At 32.7% G+C, this 18,891-nt stretch carries 19 protein-coding genes; 18 read left to right on the forward strand and 1 reads right to left on the reverse strand.

What is annotated here, in order from left to right:
- Nucleotides 1-113: 113 nt before the first annotated feature.
- The 15 genes from IHE43_RS19295 to IHE43_RS19365 all read left to right on the forward strand — a co-directional run bounded on the left by IHE43_RS19295 (nucleotide 114) and on the right by IHE43_RS19365 (nucleotide 11,911).
- The gene (locus IHE43_RS19295) at nucleotides 114-1,091 is read left to right on the forward strand and encodes a hypothetical protein (protein WP_192185414.1); all 978 of its coding nucleotides are present in this window, start codon (nucleotides 114-116) and stop codon (nucleotides 1,089-1,091) included.
- An 81-nt stretch (nucleotides 1,092-1,172) separates the two neighbouring features.
- Nucleotides 1,173-1,310: a hypothetical protein gene (locus tag IHE43_RS19300; RefSeq protein WP_192188285.1), complete on the forward strand. Its 138-nt coding sequence runs from the start codon at nucleotides 1,173-1,175 to the stop codon at nucleotides 1,308-1,310.
- Nucleotides 1,311-1,386: 76 nt separating this feature from the next.
- The gene (locus tag IHE43_RS19305; RefSeq protein ID WP_192185415.1) at nucleotides 1,387-1,731 is read left to right on the forward strand and encodes a hypothetical protein; all 345 of its coding nucleotides are present in this window, start codon (nucleotides 1,387-1,389) and stop codon (nucleotides 1,729-1,731) included.
- A 75-nt stretch (nucleotides 1,732-1,806) separates the two neighbouring features.
- Nucleotides 1,807-2,250: a hypothetical protein gene (locus IHE43_RS19310; RefSeq protein ID WP_192185416.1), complete on the forward strand. Its 444-nt coding sequence runs from the start codon at nucleotides 1,807-1,809 to the stop codon at nucleotides 2,248-2,250.
- Nucleotides 2,247-2,678: a hypothetical protein gene (locus IHE43_RS19315; RefSeq protein WP_192185417.1), complete on the forward strand. Its 432-nt coding sequence runs from the start codon at nucleotides 2,247-2,249 to the stop codon at nucleotides 2,676-2,678. The genes IHE43_RS19310 and IHE43_RS19315 overlap by 4 nt, the downstream gene beginning before the upstream one ends.
- Nucleotides 2,675-3,172: a hypothetical protein gene (locus IHE43_RS19320; protein ID WP_192185418.1), complete on the forward strand. Its 498-nt coding sequence runs from the start codon at nucleotides 2,675-2,677 to the stop codon at nucleotides 3,170-3,172. The genes IHE43_RS19315 and IHE43_RS19320 overlap by 4 nt, the downstream gene beginning before the upstream one ends.
- A gap of 61 nt (nucleotides 3,173-3,233) precedes the next feature.
- Nucleotides 3,234-3,674 carry an ankyrin repeat domain-containing protein gene (locus tag IHE43_RS19325; protein WP_192185419.1) on the forward strand — a complete coding sequence of 147 codons (441 nt, stop codon included), beginning with the start codon at nucleotides 3,234-3,236 and terminating at the stop codon, nucleotides 3,672-3,674.
- A 69-nt stretch (nucleotides 3,675-3,743) separates the two neighbouring features.
- Nucleotides 3,744-3,881 carry a hypothetical protein gene (locus IHE43_RS19330; protein ID WP_192185420.1) on the forward strand — a complete coding sequence of 46 codons (138 nt, stop codon included), beginning with the start codon at nucleotides 3,744-3,746 and terminating at the stop codon, nucleotides 3,879-3,881.
- Between the two features lie 20 nt (nucleotides 3,882-3,901).
- Nucleotides 3,902-4,918 carry a hypothetical protein gene (locus IHE43_RS19335; protein ID WP_192185421.1) on the forward strand — a complete coding sequence of 339 codons (1,017 nt, stop codon included), beginning with the start codon at nucleotides 3,902-3,904 and terminating at the stop codon, nucleotides 4,916-4,918.
- Complete coding sequence (locus IHE43_RS19340; protein WP_192185422.1) at nucleotides 4,908-5,663, forward strand: AraC family transcriptional regulator; 756 nt, start codon at nucleotides 4,908-4,910, stop codon at nucleotides 5,661-5,663. Before IHE43_RS19335 ends, IHE43_RS19340 begins: the two co-directional genes overlap by 11 nt.
- Before the next feature lie 62 nt (nucleotides 5,664-5,725).
- Nucleotides 5,726-6,883, forward strand: coding sequence for an NAD(P)/FAD-dependent oxidoreductase (locus tag IHE43_RS19345; RefSeq protein ID WP_192185423.1), 1,158 nt, complete (start codon nucleotides 5,726-5,728; stop codon nucleotides 6,881-6,883).
- A gap of 214 nt (nucleotides 6,884-7,097) precedes the next feature.
- Nucleotides 7,098-7,673 (forward strand): cupin domain-containing protein, encoded by a 576-nt coding sequence (locus IHE43_RS19350; protein ID WP_192185424.1) that lies wholly within the window; start codon nucleotides 7,098-7,100, stop codon nucleotides 7,671-7,673.
- A 223-nt stretch (nucleotides 7,674-7,896) separates the two neighbouring features.
- Nucleotides 7,897-10,194 (forward strand): type IA DNA topoisomerase, encoded by a 2,298-nt coding sequence (locus IHE43_RS19355; RefSeq protein WP_192185425.1) that lies wholly within the window; start codon nucleotides 7,897-7,899, stop codon nucleotides 10,192-10,194.
- A 133-nt stretch (nucleotides 10,195-10,327) separates the two neighbouring features.
- On the forward strand, nucleotides 10,328-10,804 hold the full coding sequence (locus IHE43_RS19360) for a DUF6265 family protein (RefSeq protein ID WP_192185426.1): 477 nt from the start codon (nucleotides 10,328-10,330) through the stop codon (nucleotides 10,802-10,804).
- Between the two features lie 162 nt (nucleotides 10,805-10,966).
- Nucleotides 10,967-11,911 (forward strand): lipopolysaccharide assembly protein LapB, encoded by a 945-nt coding sequence (locus tag IHE43_RS19365; protein WP_192185427.1) that lies wholly within the window; start codon nucleotides 10,967-10,969, stop codon nucleotides 11,909-11,911.
- A gap of 153 nt (nucleotides 11,912-12,064) precedes the next feature.
- Here the strand turns inward: IHE43_RS19365 and IHE43_RS19370 are convergent, their stop codons facing one another.
- Complete coding sequence (locus IHE43_RS19370) at nucleotides 12,065-13,225, reverse strand: MFS transporter (RefSeq protein WP_192185428.1); 1,161 nt, start codon at nucleotides 13,223-13,225, stop codon at nucleotides 12,065-12,067.
- Between the two features lie 280 nt (nucleotides 13,226-13,505).
- On the opposite strand from IHE43_RS19370, the gene IHE43_RS19375 reads away from it, so the two are divergent.
- From IHE43_RS19375 to IHE43_RS19385, 3 genes are all read left to right on the forward strand, one after another.
- Entirely contained in the window at nucleotides 13,506-14,231 is a 726-nt protein-coding gene (locus IHE43_RS19375; protein ID WP_192185429.1) for a DUF4198 domain-containing protein, read from the forward strand.
- A gap of 245 nt (nucleotides 14,232-14,476) precedes the next feature.
- Complete coding sequence (locus IHE43_RS19380; protein WP_192185430.1) at nucleotides 14,477-16,771, forward strand: TonB-dependent siderophore receptor; 2,295 nt, start codon at nucleotides 14,477-14,479, stop codon at nucleotides 16,769-16,771.
- A gap of 197 nt (nucleotides 16,772-16,968) precedes the next feature.
- The gene (locus IHE43_RS19385) at nucleotides 16,969-18,873 is read left to right on the forward strand and encodes a S9 family peptidase (protein ID WP_192185431.1); all 1,905 of its coding nucleotides are present in this window, start codon (nucleotides 16,969-16,971) and stop codon (nucleotides 18,871-18,873) included.
- Nucleotides 18,874-18,891 lie beyond the last annotated feature (18 nt).

An 18,891-nucleotide genomic window follows, 5' to 3' on the forward strand; every position in this document is an offset into this window, starting at 1 on the left:
TCTGGCTAACCAAATACAATCTAAATGAAAGCAAAATCCAGATAGCGCAACTTTCACGATAGCAGATAGCCAGAAGTAAATCAAAACCAAATTACAAACCAAAATACAAACCATTGAAATCAAAAAACCTATTCATCATTATCTTTTTACTATTACTTGGAAAACATCTAAAAGCGCAAAATAAAATTGACCAAATTTTTAAACTTAAAATTGAAAGGGCTATGATCTCGAGAGGAGATAATTTTCCCGATTTTAAAATAAAAAAGGACAGCTTAGATAAATTTTTATTTGCTCTTCATAAAGGTTTCTCACCAAAAGATTTTCAGGAGTATGTCAAGTTCAGTGATGAAAAAATGACGAGTTCAATCGCACTTTTAGAATCTAAAAACTGGCTTCATAAAGTTAACAATCAATACAAACCTACCGTTTTTATTGCTGATGCAAAAGATGGTGAGTTGCTTTATAAATATGCAAAACCAATTTCTGGAAAAATAACGAAATCTATACATAAAAATTTAGCCACAATAAAAAAGCAATTTAGCAAAACAGAAATATCAAAAAAACAGGATTTTCAAATGTGGTCGTTTTTTATTTTAAGCGACGTTCTGTTAGATTCCTGGCAAATTGATAATGTGGAGAAAGAATTTCTTAAACAGGATGACAGACCTTTAAGAAACGGCAAACATTATTATTTTAGAATCACTGAAAATACCAATCAGCAAATAGAATCATTTGGAATTTATGGCAATCAAACCGAACAGATTGAAGGCCGTTATGTGAGTGTCTACGGAAATAACCGCGATCATTTAAAAATGGCTGTTTCTGAAAATCTGGTTTCAATTGCAGACAACGAAACTTTTGATAAAATGGTCAAAAGCTATTTGCCAGAACTATTAAAAATCTTAGAAGATGAAAGAGGCTACAGCAAAAAAATATACGTTCAATTGGGCTACGATAAAGAAATAACTTTTGAAGAATTTTTTATCTGGTGGTACCACCTTATTTATACTCAAGCGACAAACGAAATGAAAGAGAAAGGGCTTTTAACCATTCCGGAGAGTGGTAATTTTCCTTATACAATTGAAGGATAAAGTATCATTTTTAATTATCTAAAGTGGTAATTCCTTATATTTCATTTCGTGAATAGTTATTAATTTAAATACATTTTAATTATGGAAACAAAATTTGAAGCAGGAATTAATATTGCAATAAAACTTCCAAAACATAACGGAGGATCGACTTGCGATGAAATTGAAGAAATTCCGCAAAACATGCATTGGATAATAGGATCCTTTACGAATCGTTTTTAATTTGCAAAAAAAGAGCAACTAAAAATTGTTTCCTAAGCGATACGCAAACAAATCAGAAATTAAACCAACACGCCAAATGAATAAATTTGACTTTAATAATAAAAGATTTGCAGTTATTGAAAATTCCGATAATGGAGAAGTAAACACACAAACAATTTTCCACTATAAGCAGAAAGGCAATCTTGTAACGGCAGACTACTCTGGAGGAACAATAACCTACGGTAAAATTATCGCCGACTTAAAAGATGATAGATTACACATGCTTTATCAATGTTTAACAGTAGATAATGAATTGAAAGCGGGTAAGGCATTAGCAAAAATTAGATGGACAGAAAACGGCAAAATTAAATTGATTTTAGATTGGGAATGGCTCGACGAAGAAAATGGAAAAGGAAGATCTGAATATCTCGAGATTGAGTAACCATATAATGATCACAATCTTGCGGAAATAACTTCTCATAGCAAATAATTGTTTAATCCACCTAATACATTATGAATGAAAGTAAAACCCTTTTATATTTACGGAGCATTCTTTATCATCTTTGTTGCAGCTTGTTTTTTATGGATGATAAGAAATGATACTTTCGCAGAAAAAGCCACCCATATTTATTATAGGGATAAAGACTTTGAAAAAAGAATGGGATACACTTTAGAAGATCATGTAAAAACAAAATCCATAATTACTATGCAACTTAATGGAAATGAAAAATATGATGATAGTATTCTAAATAATTTTCAGCTTGAAATTCAAAAAATAATTAAGGAAGAGGATGCAAGTAAAGGTATTCATCTAAAATTTAGTAAAAAAACTACCTATGAAAATGTAATTCGTTCCTTTCAGATATGCAAAATAGAAAATTGTCCTACTTATGCTCCTGATGGTTATGATTTATGGGTTATTCCATATTATAAAAAGAAAAATAAAAAAACAATCAAATGAAACATTTCATCACCACCATACTTTTAATTTTCAATCTAACCCTATTCGCCCAATCAAATCAATTTGCTGGCGATTATCAACGAACACTTAGTGACACACAAACAAAGAGTGTAATTGAACATAAACTGACTTTAAATCAAGACGGAACATTTGTATTTCATTCGTATTCGAATATTAAGGGAGGCGTTCCGCCAGAAGTAAATAAATATGGAAAAGGAAAATGGACCTCAAAAGACAATCTGATTACTTTTTCTTCCAACAAACAAGAAGATTTTGATGAAAAATATACTTTGGATTTTAATAAATCGATTGCCAGATTTGTAACTAAAAACCCAAGAGATAAGTCGGACAAAATCGTTAAAACGAAACTTGCTTTTTTGGAGTCCGGAATTTTCTGGATGGAGAGAATTGATGTTTTTAAGATATGAAAGCACTTCTTTATAAATTAGCATTTCTTCTCATTCTGATTGGTTGTGAAAGAAAGCCTGAAATACCAATTGGATCAAAAATAACGGCAAAATATATTGTCTTAAATGAAAATATAAGCAGACGAATAATTCATGACATAACGAATGTAAAAGAATTTGACAAAAGCGATAATAATGATAAAGAACCATTTAAAATAGACGGAAAAGTATATAAAATTGATATGGATTTTAGGTTATATCCGGATGGGCGCCTAAAAATATTGAATGAGAACTTATATCATAGTTTTAATTATTCAGATTTTGGGTTGAAAAAAATTGAAATAAACAGGAAAACAATTGGCGAGAAATTTTCAATTAAATTTTCGCCTTTTTATGATAAAATTATTGACTGTAATGACACTTTAAAAATAGAAAAAAATTACTCAACTGAAAAACTATTATTTGTAAAAGAAAATAGAGATAGTGGCAGAATACGGATTTACGAATATAAATAGTATTGATAGAACATACTGCGCTTAATCTCTAACATGAAAACCAACACCAAAAATCAATTCAATGAAAAAAATATTACTTTTAATTTTATTAGGATTTTCAATAAACAGCTATTCTCAATCATCTGGAGAAAAACTTTTTAAAGCCATTTTTGAGCATAATTTAGATGCCGTAAAAAAGATTATTGAAGCAGATAAATCGCTAGTAAACTACGTCAGAAAAATTAATGAATCATTTTATATTCCGGTATTAATGCAGGCGGTGGTAAATGATGAACTTGAAATCTCGAAATATTTAATTGAAAACGGAGCTGATATTAATCAAACCGATGGTTTTAAAATGACCAATTTAATGTGGGCTGCAAACAATCAGAACGTAGAACTTACCAAATTGCTATTGAAAAAAGGAGCCGATAAAAACGCAAAAGACATGAATGGAATGACTGCGCTAAAAGCCGCTCAGGAAGTGAAGAATACGGAGATTATTGAACTTCTAAAAAACTAAATTCGAAATGAATATTGATAAAAAATATGGAATAATTATACCCATTCTGAAACCTGGTTACAATTAACAGTGCCGGATGTCGAAAAAGCAACAGATTATTTAAAACAAAATGGCGTAGCGACTTGCGATGAAATTGAAGAAATTCCACAAAACATGCATTGGATTATGGATCCTTCCGGTACTGTCTTCAATCTGCAAAAAAAATAACTCCTAATATCAAACAAAAGTTGTCAGAAAGAGAATTGAAATCAAAAAATAAAAAAGGGTATTGGGTACCTTATATTCTTGGCATTGCTGCCTGTTTGGCATTGTCTGTATATTCTTATACAAAATTTATAGCTTTAAAATACCCTGACTATATTGGTTTGATATTTTCAGTGTTGCTTTTAGTGATTGCCTTACTTCTATTCTACTTTTTAATTTCGATAAAAACATATACTGTTATAAACAACAAATTAATTGTAATTTCATTTGAAAGAGCGCAGAAGACTTATAATTTAAATGAAGTTAAAAGCTGGACTGAAGTTCCAATAAAAGGAAAATATGACAGATATGAAGTTTTCATTTTGCACTTTAAATCGGGCGAAAAAATTAAACTATCTAGCAATACCTATGATAATTATTTTGAACTAAAAAATGAGCTGACTAAAAATAAGGAACGCAATTTAAAATTGGAAGAATTAAACCAAATCAAATCGGTTTTGATTGGTTGTATTGTCTTAACCATAATTGGAATATTATTCTTAGTTGGTGCATACAATAAATTACAAAATAAAGATCTGGAGGATAAAGACATTATCGTTTTTGGCGACAAAACTTCTGGAAGCATTCAATATATTAATAGAAAACATGATTTCGTTTTAATAAAATTAGAATCCTATCCTGACTTCGATTTCAGAATTCAGGGCAAAGATTTAAAAGCTACTTTTGTAGAGGAATTAATAAATGAAATTAAAACAGGAGATTCCATCTTTTTAGGTATTGATAAAACAGAATACAGGACAAAAATAATAAAGACCGATTCCTTGTCATTTAGTGACCAATATTTTTTTAATGAAGTGATCAGTGTTATCAGTGTACACTCAAAAAAGAATGATTACCTAAAATTGTCAGAGGTTAATGCTATTCGATCTGATGATAAATATTGGGATTTTGTATTATTTAGTGTCTTTGGACTGCTACTAACAGTTCCAGGTATTTATGGAATAAAAACAGCAATAATAAAAATGAACAATGAACAATGATTTCTATTATAAAGCTATAGAACCAGACAAGTCGCTTACTGACTTTGTAGAAAATATTGGGATGTTTCATAACCCGTCGCACAAAGCCATGGAAGTGGTCTTAATGCCAGACGGAAGAATTGATTTATTTTTTATGAAATCTGAATCGGAGCCCTTTCATGTTACACTTATTGGTCTTGAAAATGTGCCTGAACAACAAATTATTCCCGCCCATACAATCGCTTTTAAAATTAGTTTTAAACCCTTGGGAGCTGAATATCTTTTACAGACTTCTATTGCCGATATTTTAAATAGTGCCAAAGTTTTACCTAATGACTTTTGGGAATTTACCACTGATGATTTAAAAGATTTTGATGCATTTCACTCCAAAATAGCCAGAAAACTAAAGGAACTTTTGCCTGCCAAAATTGATGAAAGAAAACGCAAACTTTTTAAACTGGTTTATGAATCAAACGGCGAAATAAAAATACAACAGCTTTCAGAAGAAATATCCTGGAGCAGCCGCGAAATCAATCGGTATTTTAATAAACAATTCGGACTTTCTCTAAATGCGTTTTGCAAAATCCTGCGCTTCAAGGCATCATTAGAACATATTGCAAAAGGCAGACTTTTTCCGGAATTAAACTTCACAGACCAAACGCATTTTATAAAAGAGATCAAAAAATTCTCCGGCGTTGTACCCAGCGAATTGCTGAAAAATAAAGATGACCGATTTATACTATTATCCGTTCTAAAACAACAATAATTTTGTTCCGACCAAAGGCTGAGAAGCCAAACGGAACTAAATTAATTTAAAAACTGAACGGAATGTTACTAGAAAATAAACAAGTCGCTATTATAGGCGGTGGTCCTGGAGGCCTTACATTGGCAAGACTTTTACAACTACAAAACGTAAATGTAAAAGTATATGAAAGAGATTTAAATAAAAACGCAAGAGTACAGGGTTCGCCATTGGATATGCATGATGACTCAGGTTTAGCTGCAATTCGCAAAGCCAATTTATTTGAAGAGTTTAGAACTAACTTTATGCCTGGTGCAGATAAAACACTCCTTTTAGACGAGCAGGCAAAAGTATTTTACAGCGACCACGAAACGAATCTCGAAGAAGATTTTGACAATGCATATTTTCGTCCTGAGATTGACCGGGGTGTACTCCGAAAAATATTACTGGAATCTTTACAGCCCGACACAATAGCTTGGGACAGTCATTTTATTTCGATGGAGCCACAAAACGAAGGCTGGTTGCTGCATTTCAAAAACGGTTTATCCGTTTACGCCGATATTGTCATTGGTTCGGATGGTGCCAATTCTAAAATCCGCCCCTACATCACAGACATAAAACCATTTTATTCAGGTATAACGATGCTGGAGGGCAATATTTACGAATCTGTACAAGCAGCGCCACACATCCATTCGATACTCAACGGAGGTAAAATAATGGCTTTTGGAAATGAAAAAAACATATTGATGGGACAAAAAGGTGACGGCGCTCTTGGTTTTTACGCCAGCTTTAAAGCGGATGAAAACTGGTGCCTCGACAGTGGTTTAGACTACGCTGACAAAGAACAAATTTTAGAATGGTTTAAAAAAGCCTATCCGGAATGGAGCACTGTCTGGCATGAATTATTCGAAAATGTTTCAGTACCTTTTATTCCGCGCCTTATTAATTGCATGCCTTTAGATCAGACTTGGGAAGCTTTGCCTAATGCAACCATCATTGGCGACGCTGCACACGTTATGCCTCCTTTTGCAGGTGAAGGTGCCAATATGGCCATGCTTGATGCTTTGGAATTAAGCGAAAAACTAACATCTGACAAATATAAAACGGTTGAGGAAGCTATTTCTGATTATGAAATCATCATGCGTAAAAGAGCAGCAGAAGCAGCAAAAGAATCCCTTGAAAACGGCAAGAAAATGCATTCTAAAGACGCATTGAAAACGATGCTGGAGTTTTTTAGTCACTAATTTTTAGGGCTCTAAGATCTGATACTCTTAAAAAGAAAGCAACATATTGAATTAAAAATAGTTACAAATGATAAAAAAAGAAAATTAAAGTCTTTTCTCAGTCTTTTTGGCTATTAATTTCTATCTTTGAGATAGTATGACAACTGCTTCAAAATAGTACTAAATACTCTCGTAAATAGTTAGTTATGCTTTCGAACTAAAATATTTATAGACTATGAAAAGGGAAATTTTTTTGAAAGTATGTTTGTGTTCAATTACTATGATAGCGGCACCGTTTGTAATGATTGCCAAATCAGCATCAAATTTAAGAGAAAAGAAAGGTTTTAAAGTCGATTCCGGAAAAGACAGGAATAACAAAAGCATTTCATTGTTTGAAGGCGATACATTCGACTGCAAGGTTTCATCAATTGACAGCGATGGCGACATTTATGTATTTGAATCAAAACGCATAAAAGAAGGCGGGCCATCTCATCATTATCATTTTGAACAAGATGAATGGTGGTATGTACTGCAAGGCCAATTTCTTATAAAAGTGGGTGATACAATACATGAAGCAAAAGCAGGAGATAGTGTTTTTGGCCCCAGAATGATACCGCATAGTTTTGCAAAAGTGGGAGAAGGCGAAGCCAAACTATTGATGTTTTTTCAACCGGCGGGCAAAATGGAAGAATTTTTCAATAAAGTCAGTCAGGGTGTGTCAAAAAATATGTCGGAAGCAGAACAGGATAAATTTAGGGTAGAACATGGTTTTAAGAGAGTTGGGCCACCAATTAAGCAATTGAAATGGTAAACCTTAAACCAAAAATATGTTGATGCAAAATTTTCACGCAAAGTCGCCAAGACACCAAGCTTAAAAAATTGATTAAAAAAACATTGTGTCTTTGCGAGAACCAACACACAGCCTTCAACAAAAAATTAGCTAAAAAAAATAGACCATTGTCCCTTTGTTCCTAAGAACCTTCAACTTTCTTATAATAAATCCCTAATTTTGCTTTCCAATTAAGAAAGAGAAAATGAAGGTCTGTATTGCCGAGAAACCAAGTGTAGCACGTGAAATCGCATCCGTTTTGGGAGCCAATACCAAGCACGATGGCTATTATGAAGGCAATGGTTATGCCGTGACCTATACTTTTGGACATTTGTGTACCTTAAAAGAACCCAACGATTACAAACCGCACTGGAAAAGCTGGAATTTGAATAATCTGCCGATGCTTCCGGAGAAATTTGAAACCAAAGTGGTTGAAAATTCAGGTATTCAAAAGCAATTTAAAATTGTAAAAAGTCTATTCGACAAAGCCGAAGTAGTGATAAACTGCGGGGATGCCGGGCAAGAAGGAGAATTGATTCAGCGTTGGGTAATGAACGAAGCCAACTATAAAGGCGAAGTACAGCGCTTATGGATTTCGTCCCTAACCACCGAAGCTATAAAAGAAGGTTTTGAAAACTTAAAACCCTCAGCTAACTACGATAATTTATTCTACGCCGGATTTTCAAGAGCGATTGGCGACTGGCTACTCGGAATGAATGCTACCCGTTTGTATACCGTAAAACATGGCGGCTATAAACAAGTATTATCTATTGGCCGTGTGCAGACACCAACCTTAGCAATGGTTGTGGAGCGTTTTAAAGAAATCGAAAATTTTAAACCTCAACCGTATTGGGAATTACAGACTTTATACAGAGAAACACTTTTTAGTTATGAAGAAGGCCGTTTTCTAAATAAAGAAGATGGAGAACTTTTAGCCAATAAAGTTAAAGAAAGTGAATTCGAAATCGTTTCAATCGAAAAAAAGAATGGAAACGAGTTCGCGCCAAAACTGTTTGATTTAACAGGTTTACAGGTATATTGCAATACAAAATTTGGATTTTCAGCAGATGAGACACTTAAAATTGCACAAAGTTTGTACGAGCAAAAAGTAGTTACGTATCCCAGAGTTGATACGACTTTTCTACCTAGTGATATTTATCCGAAAGTACCGGGAATTCTGCAAAAATTATCGAATTACAGTACTTTGACGCAACCCCTTTTAGAGAAAAAAATAAAGAAATCACCAAAGGTTTTCAACGATAAAAAAGTTACCGATCACCACGCGATTATTCCAACCGGAATAGAAATCAATTTGCCATACAATCAACAACAGGTTTATGATATAATTGTAAAACGTTTTATTGCTGTTTTCTATGACGATTGTTTGGTGGCCAACACCACAGTAATTGGAAAAGCGGCTGATGTACTATTTAAAACAACAGGGAAAGAAATCCTGAAAAAAGGTTTCCGCGTTGTTTTTGAAGATCCGAATGCCAAAGAAAAAGAAGCTGATATATTACCGGGTTTTGTTGTGGGTGAAAGAGGTCCGCATGAACCTTCGTTTTTAGAAAAAGAAACCAAACCACCGAATCAATTTACGGAAGCAACTTTACTGCGCGCCATGGAAACTGCCGGTAAACAAGTCGACGACGAAGATTTACGCGAATTGATGAAAGAAAACGGTATCGGTCGTCCGTCAACACGTGCGAATATTATCGAAACGCTTTTTAAACGTCAATACATCGTTCGAAACAAAAAGCAAGTTTTGCCGACACCTACCGGAATTCAGCTTATTGAAACGATTCAGAATGAATTAATCAAATCGGCAGAATTGACGGGTTCCTGGGAAAAGCAATTGAAAGATATCGAAAAAGGAACTTATACTGCCGGTGCCTTTATTAAAAACATGAAACGCATGGTCGAAGCTCTGGTCACCGAAGTGCGAAGCGAAACCCGACACGCCAATATATCGCATGCCGGAAATGTACAGAAAGAAGCGGTAAAAGTTGAACAAAAGAAAGCTGCCGGAATTTTGGCAGAAGCCTGTCCGAAATGTAAAAAAGGAAATCTGATAAAAGGAAAATCTGCTTACGGCTGTTCTGAATATAAATCAGGCTGTGATTTTGTATTACCGTATGTTTTTGCAGATAAAAAGATAACGGAAAGTCAATATATGAGATTGCTTCAAAAAGGCTCAACCGTAAATATAAAAGGCTTTAAAACCGAAGCCGGTGCCGTAGAAGGTTTAATTCGCTTTGAAGAAAATTACAAACTTAAATTAGAAGCAAAAAAAACAGCTCCAAAAGCAAAATCTGAAGTTAAATCAGATGCATTAGCTTGTCCAAAATGTAAAAAAGGTACAGTTATAAAAGGAAACACAGCCTATGGTTGCAGCGATTATAAATTGGGTTGTGATTTTAAAGTCACTTTTGATGAGGTAAGAGCAAAACTAAAAGATCAAAAACCAAGCAAAGAATTGGTTTATGCGATTTTATGTAGTTAGATGTTATTCGTTAGATGTTAAATGTTAAATGTTCAAATTAAATTTTTACAATTCACATTTCACAATTTACAATTCACCATTCACAATTAATTCTTACATTAGTACTTCTATTTAACACCTAAAAACCAAAAATATGTTCCAAAAAACCACTCTTTTACTTGTTTTATTAGCCGTTGTCTCTTGTAAAAAAGCAGAAACTGTCGAAAAAGATAAAATCAAACTGGCCGATTGGCTTATTGGAACCTGGGAAAATAAATCAGAAGAAGGTGTTTTGACGGAAAGCTGGCAAAAAGTAAACGACAGTACTTTTAGCGCGACATCCTATTTTATAAAAAATGATGATACTTTACATTCTGAAAAAATAACTTTAGCACAAAAAGGCGAAATGTTATTGTACAGTGCCACCGTAAACGGGCAAAACAACGACAAAGCCATCGATTTTGGTTCGACTACAGAAAGCGAAAACAAACTGGTTTTCGAAAACCCATCACACGATTATCCTCAAAAAATTACTTATACAAAAGGTGCTAATAATACTTTGACTGCTGAAATTTCCGGAAATTTGCAAGGGAAAATGACGAAGGAAAAGTTTGTTATGAGTAAGAAGTAGATTAATACTTATCCCCCCTATTTATTAATTTAAAAGCTTGAACATTTAATTTAAAAAATGAAGTACCTACTCCTCTTATCAGCATTTTTTTTAATCAATTTTACTTTTGCACAAATTAATATTTCAGAATTAAACGGAAAATGGATTAAATATAAGATCGAAATGAAAGATGGAAGTAAACTTTTTGATCGATTTACAAGAGATTCAACCTTTTTGGAATATACCATAAGCAAGAATAAACTTTGTATAAATTCCAGTCCAATACATAAAACTAATGAAAGTTGTTTGGATTTTAAATTGGAAAATAACACTCTTAGAACATCTCAATATTCAAAATATGTAATTGAAAGAATTAGCAATGATACTTTAATAATGTACCAACAAGTTGATAATCTAACTGATGATAAAATAAAGAGATTTTTCTTTATAAGAGACGAGTTACTTCTTTCATACTATAAACAGAAAAATATTAACAAAAAACATATTAAGGCTTCAAAAGAATTTACACCTAAAACTTCTTCAACAATAGAAATAGATTTAAATAAAGCATTTAAAGATAATTACTCAAATTTTAGAGTTGCAGGTAATTTCAAAATATTCCCAAAAGAAAAAAGAATTAAAACATCTATTACCTATTCTACAAAGCAAGATTCGGCAAGGATCAAAACCATAAAAAAAATTATTGATCATTCATTTGATAAATGGAATTTAAGAAATTTTGAAGAATATGATTCCGTTGAATTATCATTTGTATTTGATAGTGAAATAACAAAAATATATAGAGGAGTAAAAGTGATTTTTTTTACTGATGATGTGAATGAATTTGAGGTTGTTTATACAGGTAATTTAGAAAACAACAGGAAGTCATTTGATTATTTCAACAAAGCAATAAAGGCTTACGAGAAGAAAGACTATATTAAAGCAATTGAATATTTTTCAGAATCTTATAAATTAGACCCAAAAAATTTAGATGCTCTTTATAACAAAGCAGCTGTTTATTTTGAATCTGGCGATCAAAATAATGCCTGTAAAACGTGGAAAGAAATATCTAATTTAGGTCAAATAAATGGAAAAGAGCTTTTTACAAACAATTGTAATTTAAACTAAATTTTCTTTAGCAAAAACAATAAAAAGAACCATAGGTTCGTCCCCTTTTGTAGGGCTGGACTGAAGTCCAGCATAGAAAAAAATTGCGTTGACACCTGTGGTAAAAAAAACTTAGAACCTCAGAAGCTTAGCATCTTAGCCACTTCCAAAAAGCTACTCATTCTCCCCAATCTTATTCACCATAAAAATCATCAGTATTCCTAAAAGCGCCATAATTAAAAACGCCCATTTCATACTTAGATATTCAGAGATGAAACCTACCATTGGCGGCACGAGCAAAAATCCAAGATAACCAATAGTAGATATCGAAGTTAAGGCAGAACCACTGCTTAGTTTTGATGATCTTCCGGCGATACTAAATACTAGCGGAACCACACAGGAAACCCCTACTCCAATTAAAACATAGCCAAAAATAGTTGGATAAGCATAAGGCAGAATAAAACAGATACCGAATCCTGCAGTGATCAAAATACCACTATAAAACAGAATTCGTTTCGTACCAAATTTCATTACGCCATAATCTCCAAATAAACGTCCTAAAGTTACCGCTGTTGCAAAAAACACAAATGCGGCACTGGTTAACTTTGGTGAAGCATGCAATATATTTTTAAAATAAATACCACTCCAATCGTACATTGTATTTTCACAAGCCATAGAGACAAAACAGATCAGGGCAAACTTGACCAGGTTTTTTTCCGGCATAGAAAAAAACTTCTTTTTAACAGGTACAGGCTGATTATGAATACTCATTGGATAAAAACAAGCCGTAAGTCCCATCATAAAAACGCTAACTCCCAATAAATGATATGACGGTGCAATATGTTGTGTGACCATTACATAGCCCAAACCAGCTCCTGAAAAAACAGCGATGCTCCAAACCGCATGAAAACGAGTTATAATTGATTTAGGATATAATTTTTGAACTTCGAGAGATTGTGCGTTAATAGATAGATTAAAAATATTTCGCGAAGCTCCAAAGATTAAAAGCACTATAACCAACTGCCACACAAAAGCAACCAAGCCTGGTAAAGACAGCACAATATTAAACATAATTGCACCTAACAACATAATATAACGACTGCTATATTTATTTAATAACATTCCGGTGAAAGGCATTGTTAACATTAAGCCAATCGGAAATGCAAATAAAACAGCTCCAAATTCAGCTTCAGACAAATGTAATTCAGCTTGTATATGTGGAATTCGGGATACCCAGGAAGAATACCCAAATCCGGATAAGAAAAAAAATACAGTATTGGCTAATCTAAATCCTTTTGGGGAACCTTGTATCTTTTTTAAAAAAGGAATGATCATGAAGTCGTGTCATTTTGTTCGGTTGCAAAATTAAGGCTTTTAGAAAGGAACTGCTACCTTTTTTATGATTTTTCAATAAAATTCAAATAACCATATTCAAAAAAAACAAATTGAAAATTATATCACAAAAAGTAGATCAAATCAAGTAAATTCTAAGTATTACAACACTTTAAAAACTTATAAAAAGAAGTTACTTAAAAATTAATTTCTTTTTATTTTTAATTATTCTAAATAAACTTTAGATTTGTATAATCATACTTAACAAATTAATCCTAATCTTATGAAATCAAATCTTTTAAAAAAAATCGCCTTTTTTCTTTTTATGTTAGTCGCAACTCCACAATTATTTGCTCATGCACTTTGGATCGAAACTAAAGCGACAGGAACAAAAGGAAAGGCACAGGAAATCTCAGTTTATTTTGGAGAATTTTCGGATAATGATATCACAAAAGCTGATAAATGGTTTTCAGATTTAAAAGATTTTTCGTTAGTTGTGATTAGTCCATCAAAAAAAGAAATTAAACTTTCAGCGAAAGCTTTAGACAATAAATATCAGGCATTCTTTACACCTGATGAAGACGGAGTGTATACCATTGCAATGCATCATAAAGTAAAAGATGTATATGGAACTATGGTTTTAGATTACAATTCAAGTGCTAACGTTACAGTTGGTAATGCTGCAAAAGGAAATGAAGCTGTTGCAAACTCAAACATTATTAGTTTATTCTCTAAAGATGTTTTAACGGCAAAACAAAACACAAAAATCAATGTAAATGCTTTGTATGAAGGTAAAATTGCCAAAGAGCAAAAAATGAAAGTAATCGCTCCAAACGGTTGGGAAAAAGAATTATGGAGTAATGAAAACGGAGAAGTTTCATTTACACCAATCTGGCCAGGAAATTACATGGTAGAATTTGCTTATACTGAGAAAGCTTCAGGAGAACATAACGGCAAAAAATACAATGAAATCTGGAAAATGGCTACTTACCTCATTACAGTTAAGTAATAATTCATTTTTTACTTACTATATTCAAAACCTTGCTCGTTGAGCAAGGTTTTTTTGTTTCAATTTCAAATTTCAAATTAAAATACATCACTATTTGAAACCATTTACTTACTAATTAAAAATACAAATAATTAACATTTAAACAGTTATAATATTAACCATAATTAATCTAAATAAACTTTGCGAGAGAACATATACCTATTTATATTTGCAAAAATTATTTTTAATTATTCTTAATAAACAACATGAAATATATTTTACTCTTCGGATTATCATTTTTAAGTTTAGCATCTTACAGTCAGGAATATTCAAGTATTGAAAATAATACTACTCTAAATGATACTGTTAAAAACAAAAAAGGAGAAATTCTTAATGAGGTATTAATAACACCAAATAAACCTAAAAAACCAATTGAGGCTGCACGTTCAGGTATTAAAGTTATGGACTTACCACAAAGCGTTCAGGTTATTGGTAGTGAAGTAATCGAACAGCAACAAGCAATAAGATTGAGTGAAGTAGTAAAAAATCTAAACGGTGTTTATGTAGGATCTGCTCGTGGTGGTGCGCAAGAATCATTCTTTTCAAGGGGATATGATATGAGTGCCAATAATATGTTTAAAAATGGTTTCCGTTATAATGCTGGTTCAATACCAGAAGTTTCCTCTTTAGAAAAAGTTGAATTCCTAAAAGGAGGTTCAGCTTTATTGTACGGAAATGTTGCACCAGGTGGAATTATGAATTTGGTTACCAAAACACCAAAATTCACAAGTGGTGGCGAAGTATCTATGCAAATTGGAAGCTATTCTTACTACAAACCGTCTATTGATTTTTACGGACCATTAAATAAATCTATAGCATACAGAATTACAGGATCTTATGAAAACTCAGAAAGTTTTAGGGATTTTGTAAAAAACGAACGTATTTATATCAATCCTTCCTTTTTATTTCATCTCTCAGATAAAACTCAAATTACCTTACAAGGGGATTATTTAAGTGCTGACTGGACACCTGATTTTGGTACCGGGATCTATGGAAAAACAATTTTAGACCTGCCACGTAACGAATTTTTCGGAGCACTTTGGTCCACTGCAAACACTAAATCATCTAGTGCTTCCCTATTGTTTAATCACGATTTCAACAAAAACTGGAAATTAAATTTTAATTCTTCTTATCAATCTTACCGCAGAACTCAAACATCTACAGCACAGCTAAGTACAATCGAAGCTAATGGAAACTGGAAACGTGGTTTAACAAAAGCTGATGGTGCAGAACAAATTTTTGGTGATCAAATAAGTTTACAAGGAAATTTTAAAACAGGAAGCATCAAACATCAAATATTTACCGGAGTTGATTACGAAAATTCTCTTGCTCCAAATTATACTTTTGGATTCTATGCTCCTGGAAAACCTGCAGACCTTTTAACAACAGAAGCTACCGCTATAAACTTATATACTTACGATTATAGCACACAAACTACTATTATTCCTTATCCAACAAGAACTACTCAATTAACCAGTACAGAAACGCAACGTTTTGGAGCCTATTTTCAAGATTTAGTTTCGATAAATCAATACATAAAAGTTCTGGCGGGATTACGTTGGTCATGGCAGCAAAGCGAAGCTACCACTACAAAAGAAGTGATAGAGAAAAAGAATAATGTAAATGTCATTACAACTGCTTACGAAAATGCATTACCTGTAACTGGTGCTAAAGCTATAAACAAAGCTTTCTCACCAAAAGCAGGATTGGTAGTACAGCCTACTAAAGATTTGTCTTTGTTTGCAAGTTATTCAAACTCTTTCACTCCAAATACCGGAACAACAGTAGATTCAAAACCATTAGATCCATCAATTATAGATCAATATGAAGTTGGTGTGAAAAAAGATTTCTTTAGAGGTTTTTTGACAACAAACGTAACTGTATATCAAATTAAGAATAATAATTTAGCACAAACTGCTCAATATTTATCAGACGGTGTTACACAAAACGTTAATACTAATCTAAAAGAATTGGTTGGAGCAACAAAAGGAAAAGGAGTCGAAATAGATATTACAGCAACACCTGTAGAAGGGTTGAACATTATGGCTGGTTATAGTTTTAATGAAACCAAAGTATCTAAATCATCTGGCACAAGCGGTAGCCTTGTTGTTGGAGATGTTTTAGCAAGAACTCCAAAAAACACTGCCAATTTGAGCTTTTTCTACAAATTGCCTAGCGGTTTATTAAAAGGGGTAACTTTTGGAGCTATTGGAAACTATGTTGGTGACCGTACCGGAGGTTGGAATGATGATTATTTATGGACAGAAAACACACCTTCAACCAATCCAAAAACATATACGGTAACAATTAGAGATCGTGATATTCCTTTGGAAGGTTATGTTACTGTAGATGCTTCTCTTGGGTATGAATGGAAAAAATTCTCCATCTTATGCAGATTATCAAACATAACAAACGAATTGAATTATACCGTTCACGAAAATTATAGTGTGAACCCTATCGCACCTCGTCAAATTATGACAAGTTTACGATACAAGTTCTAAAAATTTGAATTAGATTTTTTTTATCCAAAGCTTTTTCTGTCTCTTCATTCTTTGAAAGCAGAAGAAGTTTTGGTTTTTAAATTTCCTTAGAAAACCTCATTTAGCAATAGATGAGGTTTTTTATTTTCCACCCAATACTTTTTTTGTTTAAATTTGATTATTAACAACTGATAACCAATAATTTAAAACCGTATAAAATGAAAAAAAAGTTTATTATAATTGGAGTTTTTTCTTTGCTAATACTTAATTCGTGCAAAAAAGAAGAAAACAAAGAAGAAGCAAGAATGCCCAAACAATATGCTGTAGAAGATTTTTATGATACCAAAGCAATTGGTGCAGCTGGTTTTAATAAGGATGAAACTAAAATATTAATTAATAACAATGTTACCGGAATTGCAAATCTGTATGAATTAAATATTGCAGACACCTCCTCTGTTGCACTTACAAAATCTAAAACAGAAAGTAATTATGCTGTTGATTATTTGCCTGGTAATTCAAAATTTATTTATTCATCTGATAAAGGAGGAAATGAAAATACACACCTCTATTTAATGAATAGAACCGATGCTTCCGTAAAAGACATTACACCCTGGCCCAATAGCGCCAATAGTTTTGTTGGCTGGAGTCTCGACAAGAAAAATATGTACGTAAGCAGTAATAAGCGAGATGTAAAATATTTTGATATTATTAAATTGGACACACTTAGTTGGAAACCTGTCATTTTATATAAAAACGAGATAGGTTTAACTCCGTCGGTAATCAGTAAAACTGAAAGATATATAGCGTTAACAAAAGAAATTACAACAGATAAAAATGAACTGCATATTTACGATAGTAAAACCAAAACCACTAAAAAAATCAGTTCCGACAAAGAAGCTAGCTGGATTCCGATGGCTTTCGAAAAAAATGACAGTATCTTTTACTATTCAACGAACGATAACAGTCAATTTAGTTACCTGGTAAAATACAATTTAAACACGGGTAAATCTGAAAAAATCTTCGAAGACAAGTGGGATGTGAATTATATGAGTCTAAGCGAAAATGAAAAATATCATATCGTTTTTATTAACGATGACGGTAAAAACAAGGTCATTCTTTTCGACCATAAATCTGGAAAAAAGATAGATTTTCCTGATTTGAAAGATGGTGATGTTCAAAACGTAATTATCTCTAACAGTGAAAATAAATTATTACTGACAGTAGGAAGCAGTACGAGCTCACCAAATTTATATGTATATGATATTCCAACTAAAACTTTAAAACAATTAACCTCAACCTTAAGCAAAAAAATTGATCAGAATGACCTTGTAAAAGCAGAAGTAGTACGGTTTAAATCTTTTGATGGAAAAGAAATCCCGGCAATTTATTACAAACCTTTACAGGCATCAGAAAATAGTAAGGTACCAGCATTGATATGGGTTCATGGCGGACCTGGGGGACAAAGCCGAATTGGATATTCAAACAGTATTCAATATTTGGTCAATCATGGCTATGCAGTTTTAGCGGTCAATAATCGTGGCAGCAACGGTTACGGAAAAACGTTTTACAAACTAGACAACAAAGACCATAGTAACGGTGATCTGAAGGATTGTATTTGGGGTAAAAAATGGCTGACACAGCAAAATTATATCGATTCAACTTCAATTGGTATTTACGGAGGAAGTTATGGTGGCTGCATGGTTTTAGGTGCATTGGCATTTCATCCTGAGGAATTTAAAGTGGGCGTAAACTTGTTTGGTGTTGCCAACTGGTTAAGAACTTTAAAAAGCATTCCACCTTATTGGGAATCCTTTCGTGCAGCGCTTTATGATGAATTAGGAGATCCATATACTTCTGATAGTATACGCCTGAAAAAGATATCGCCATTATTTAATTATCAAAAAATAAACAAACCATTGCTTGTTTTTCAGGGTGCAAATGACGTCAGAGTCCTGCCTGTCGAAAGTGATGAAATAGTAGCCGGTGTGAAAAAAAATGGTGTTCCTGTTGAATATGTTGTTTACCCTGATGAAGGTCATGGTTTTCAGAAAAAAGAAAATCAAATCACTACTTCTAAAAAAACACTTGCTTTTTTAGATAAATATCTCAAACAAAAAAAATAAACCAAAACAGAATCTCAA

The sequence above is a fragment of the Flavobacterium sp. MDT1-60 genome, from assembly GCF_014844035.1.
Lineage (GTDB): Bacteria > Bacteroidota > Bacteroidia > Flavobacteriales > Flavobacteriaceae > Flavobacterium.

What these genes read in the sequence shown, in the direction of transcription:
- IHE43_RS19300 (WP_192188285.1), top strand. Translation starts at nt 1,173, where the DNA reads ATGGAAACAAAATTTGAAGCAGGAATTAATATTGCAATAAAACTTCCA.
- IHE43_RS19380 (WP_192185430.1), top strand. Translation starts at nt 14,477, where the DNA reads ATGAAATATATTTTACTCTTCGGATTATCATTTTTAAGTTTAGCATCT.
- IHE43_RS19360 (WP_192185426.1), top strand. Translation starts at nt 10,328, where the DNA reads ATGTTCCAAAAAACCACTCTTTTACTTGTTTTATTAGCCGTTGTCTCT.
- IHE43_RS19320 (WP_192185418.1), top strand. Translation starts at nt 2,675, where the DNA reads ATGAAAGCACTTCTTTATAAATTAGCATTTCTTCTCATTCTGATTGGT.
- IHE43_RS19365 (WP_192185427.1), top strand. Translation starts at nt 10,967, where the DNA reads ATGAAAGATGGAAGTAAACTTTTTGATCGATTTACAAGAGATTCAACC.
- IHE43_RS19310 (WP_192185416.1), top strand. Translation starts at nt 1,807, where the DNA reads ATGAAAGTAAAACCCTTTTATATTTACGGAGCATTCTTTATCATCTTT.
- IHE43_RS19325 (WP_192185419.1), top strand. Translation starts at nt 3,234, where the DNA reads ATGAAAAAAATATTACTTTTAATTTTATTAGGATTTTCAATAAACAGC.
- IHE43_RS19345 (WP_192185423.1), top strand. Translation starts at nt 5,726, where the DNA reads ATGTTACTAGAAAATAAACAAGTCGCTATTATAGGCGGTGGTCCTGGA.
- IHE43_RS19315 (WP_192185417.1), top strand. Translation starts at nt 2,247, where the DNA reads ATGAAACATTTCATCACCACCATACTTTTAATTTTCAATCTAACCCTA.
- IHE43_RS19340 (WP_192185422.1), top strand. Translation starts at nt 4,908, where the DNA reads ATGAACAATGATTTCTATTATAAAGCTATAGAACCAGACAAGTCGCTT.
- IHE43_RS19370 (WP_192185428.1), bottom strand. Translation starts at nt 13,225, where the DNA reads ATGATCATTCCTTTTTTAAAAAAGATACAAGGTTCCCCAAAAGGATTT.
- IHE43_RS19355 (WP_192185425.1), top strand. Translation starts at nt 7,897, where the DNA reads ATGAAGGTCTGTATTGCCGAGAAACCAAGTGTAGCACGTGAAATCGCA.
- IHE43_RS19385 (WP_192185431.1), top strand. Translation starts at nt 16,969, where the DNA reads ATGAAAAAAAAGTTTATTATAATTGGAGTTTTTTCTTTGCTAATACTT.
- IHE43_RS19305 (WP_192185415.1), top strand. Translation starts at nt 1,387, where the DNA reads ATGAATAAATTTGACTTTAATAATAAAAGATTTGCAGTTATTGAAAAT.
- IHE43_RS19350 (WP_192185424.1), top strand. Translation starts at nt 7,098, where the DNA reads ATGAAAAGGGAAATTTTTTTGAAAGTATGTTTGTGTTCAATTACTATG.
- IHE43_RS19375 (WP_192185429.1), top strand. Translation starts at nt 13,506, where the DNA reads ATGAAATCAAATCTTTTAAAAAAAATCGCCTTTTTTCTTTTTATGTTA.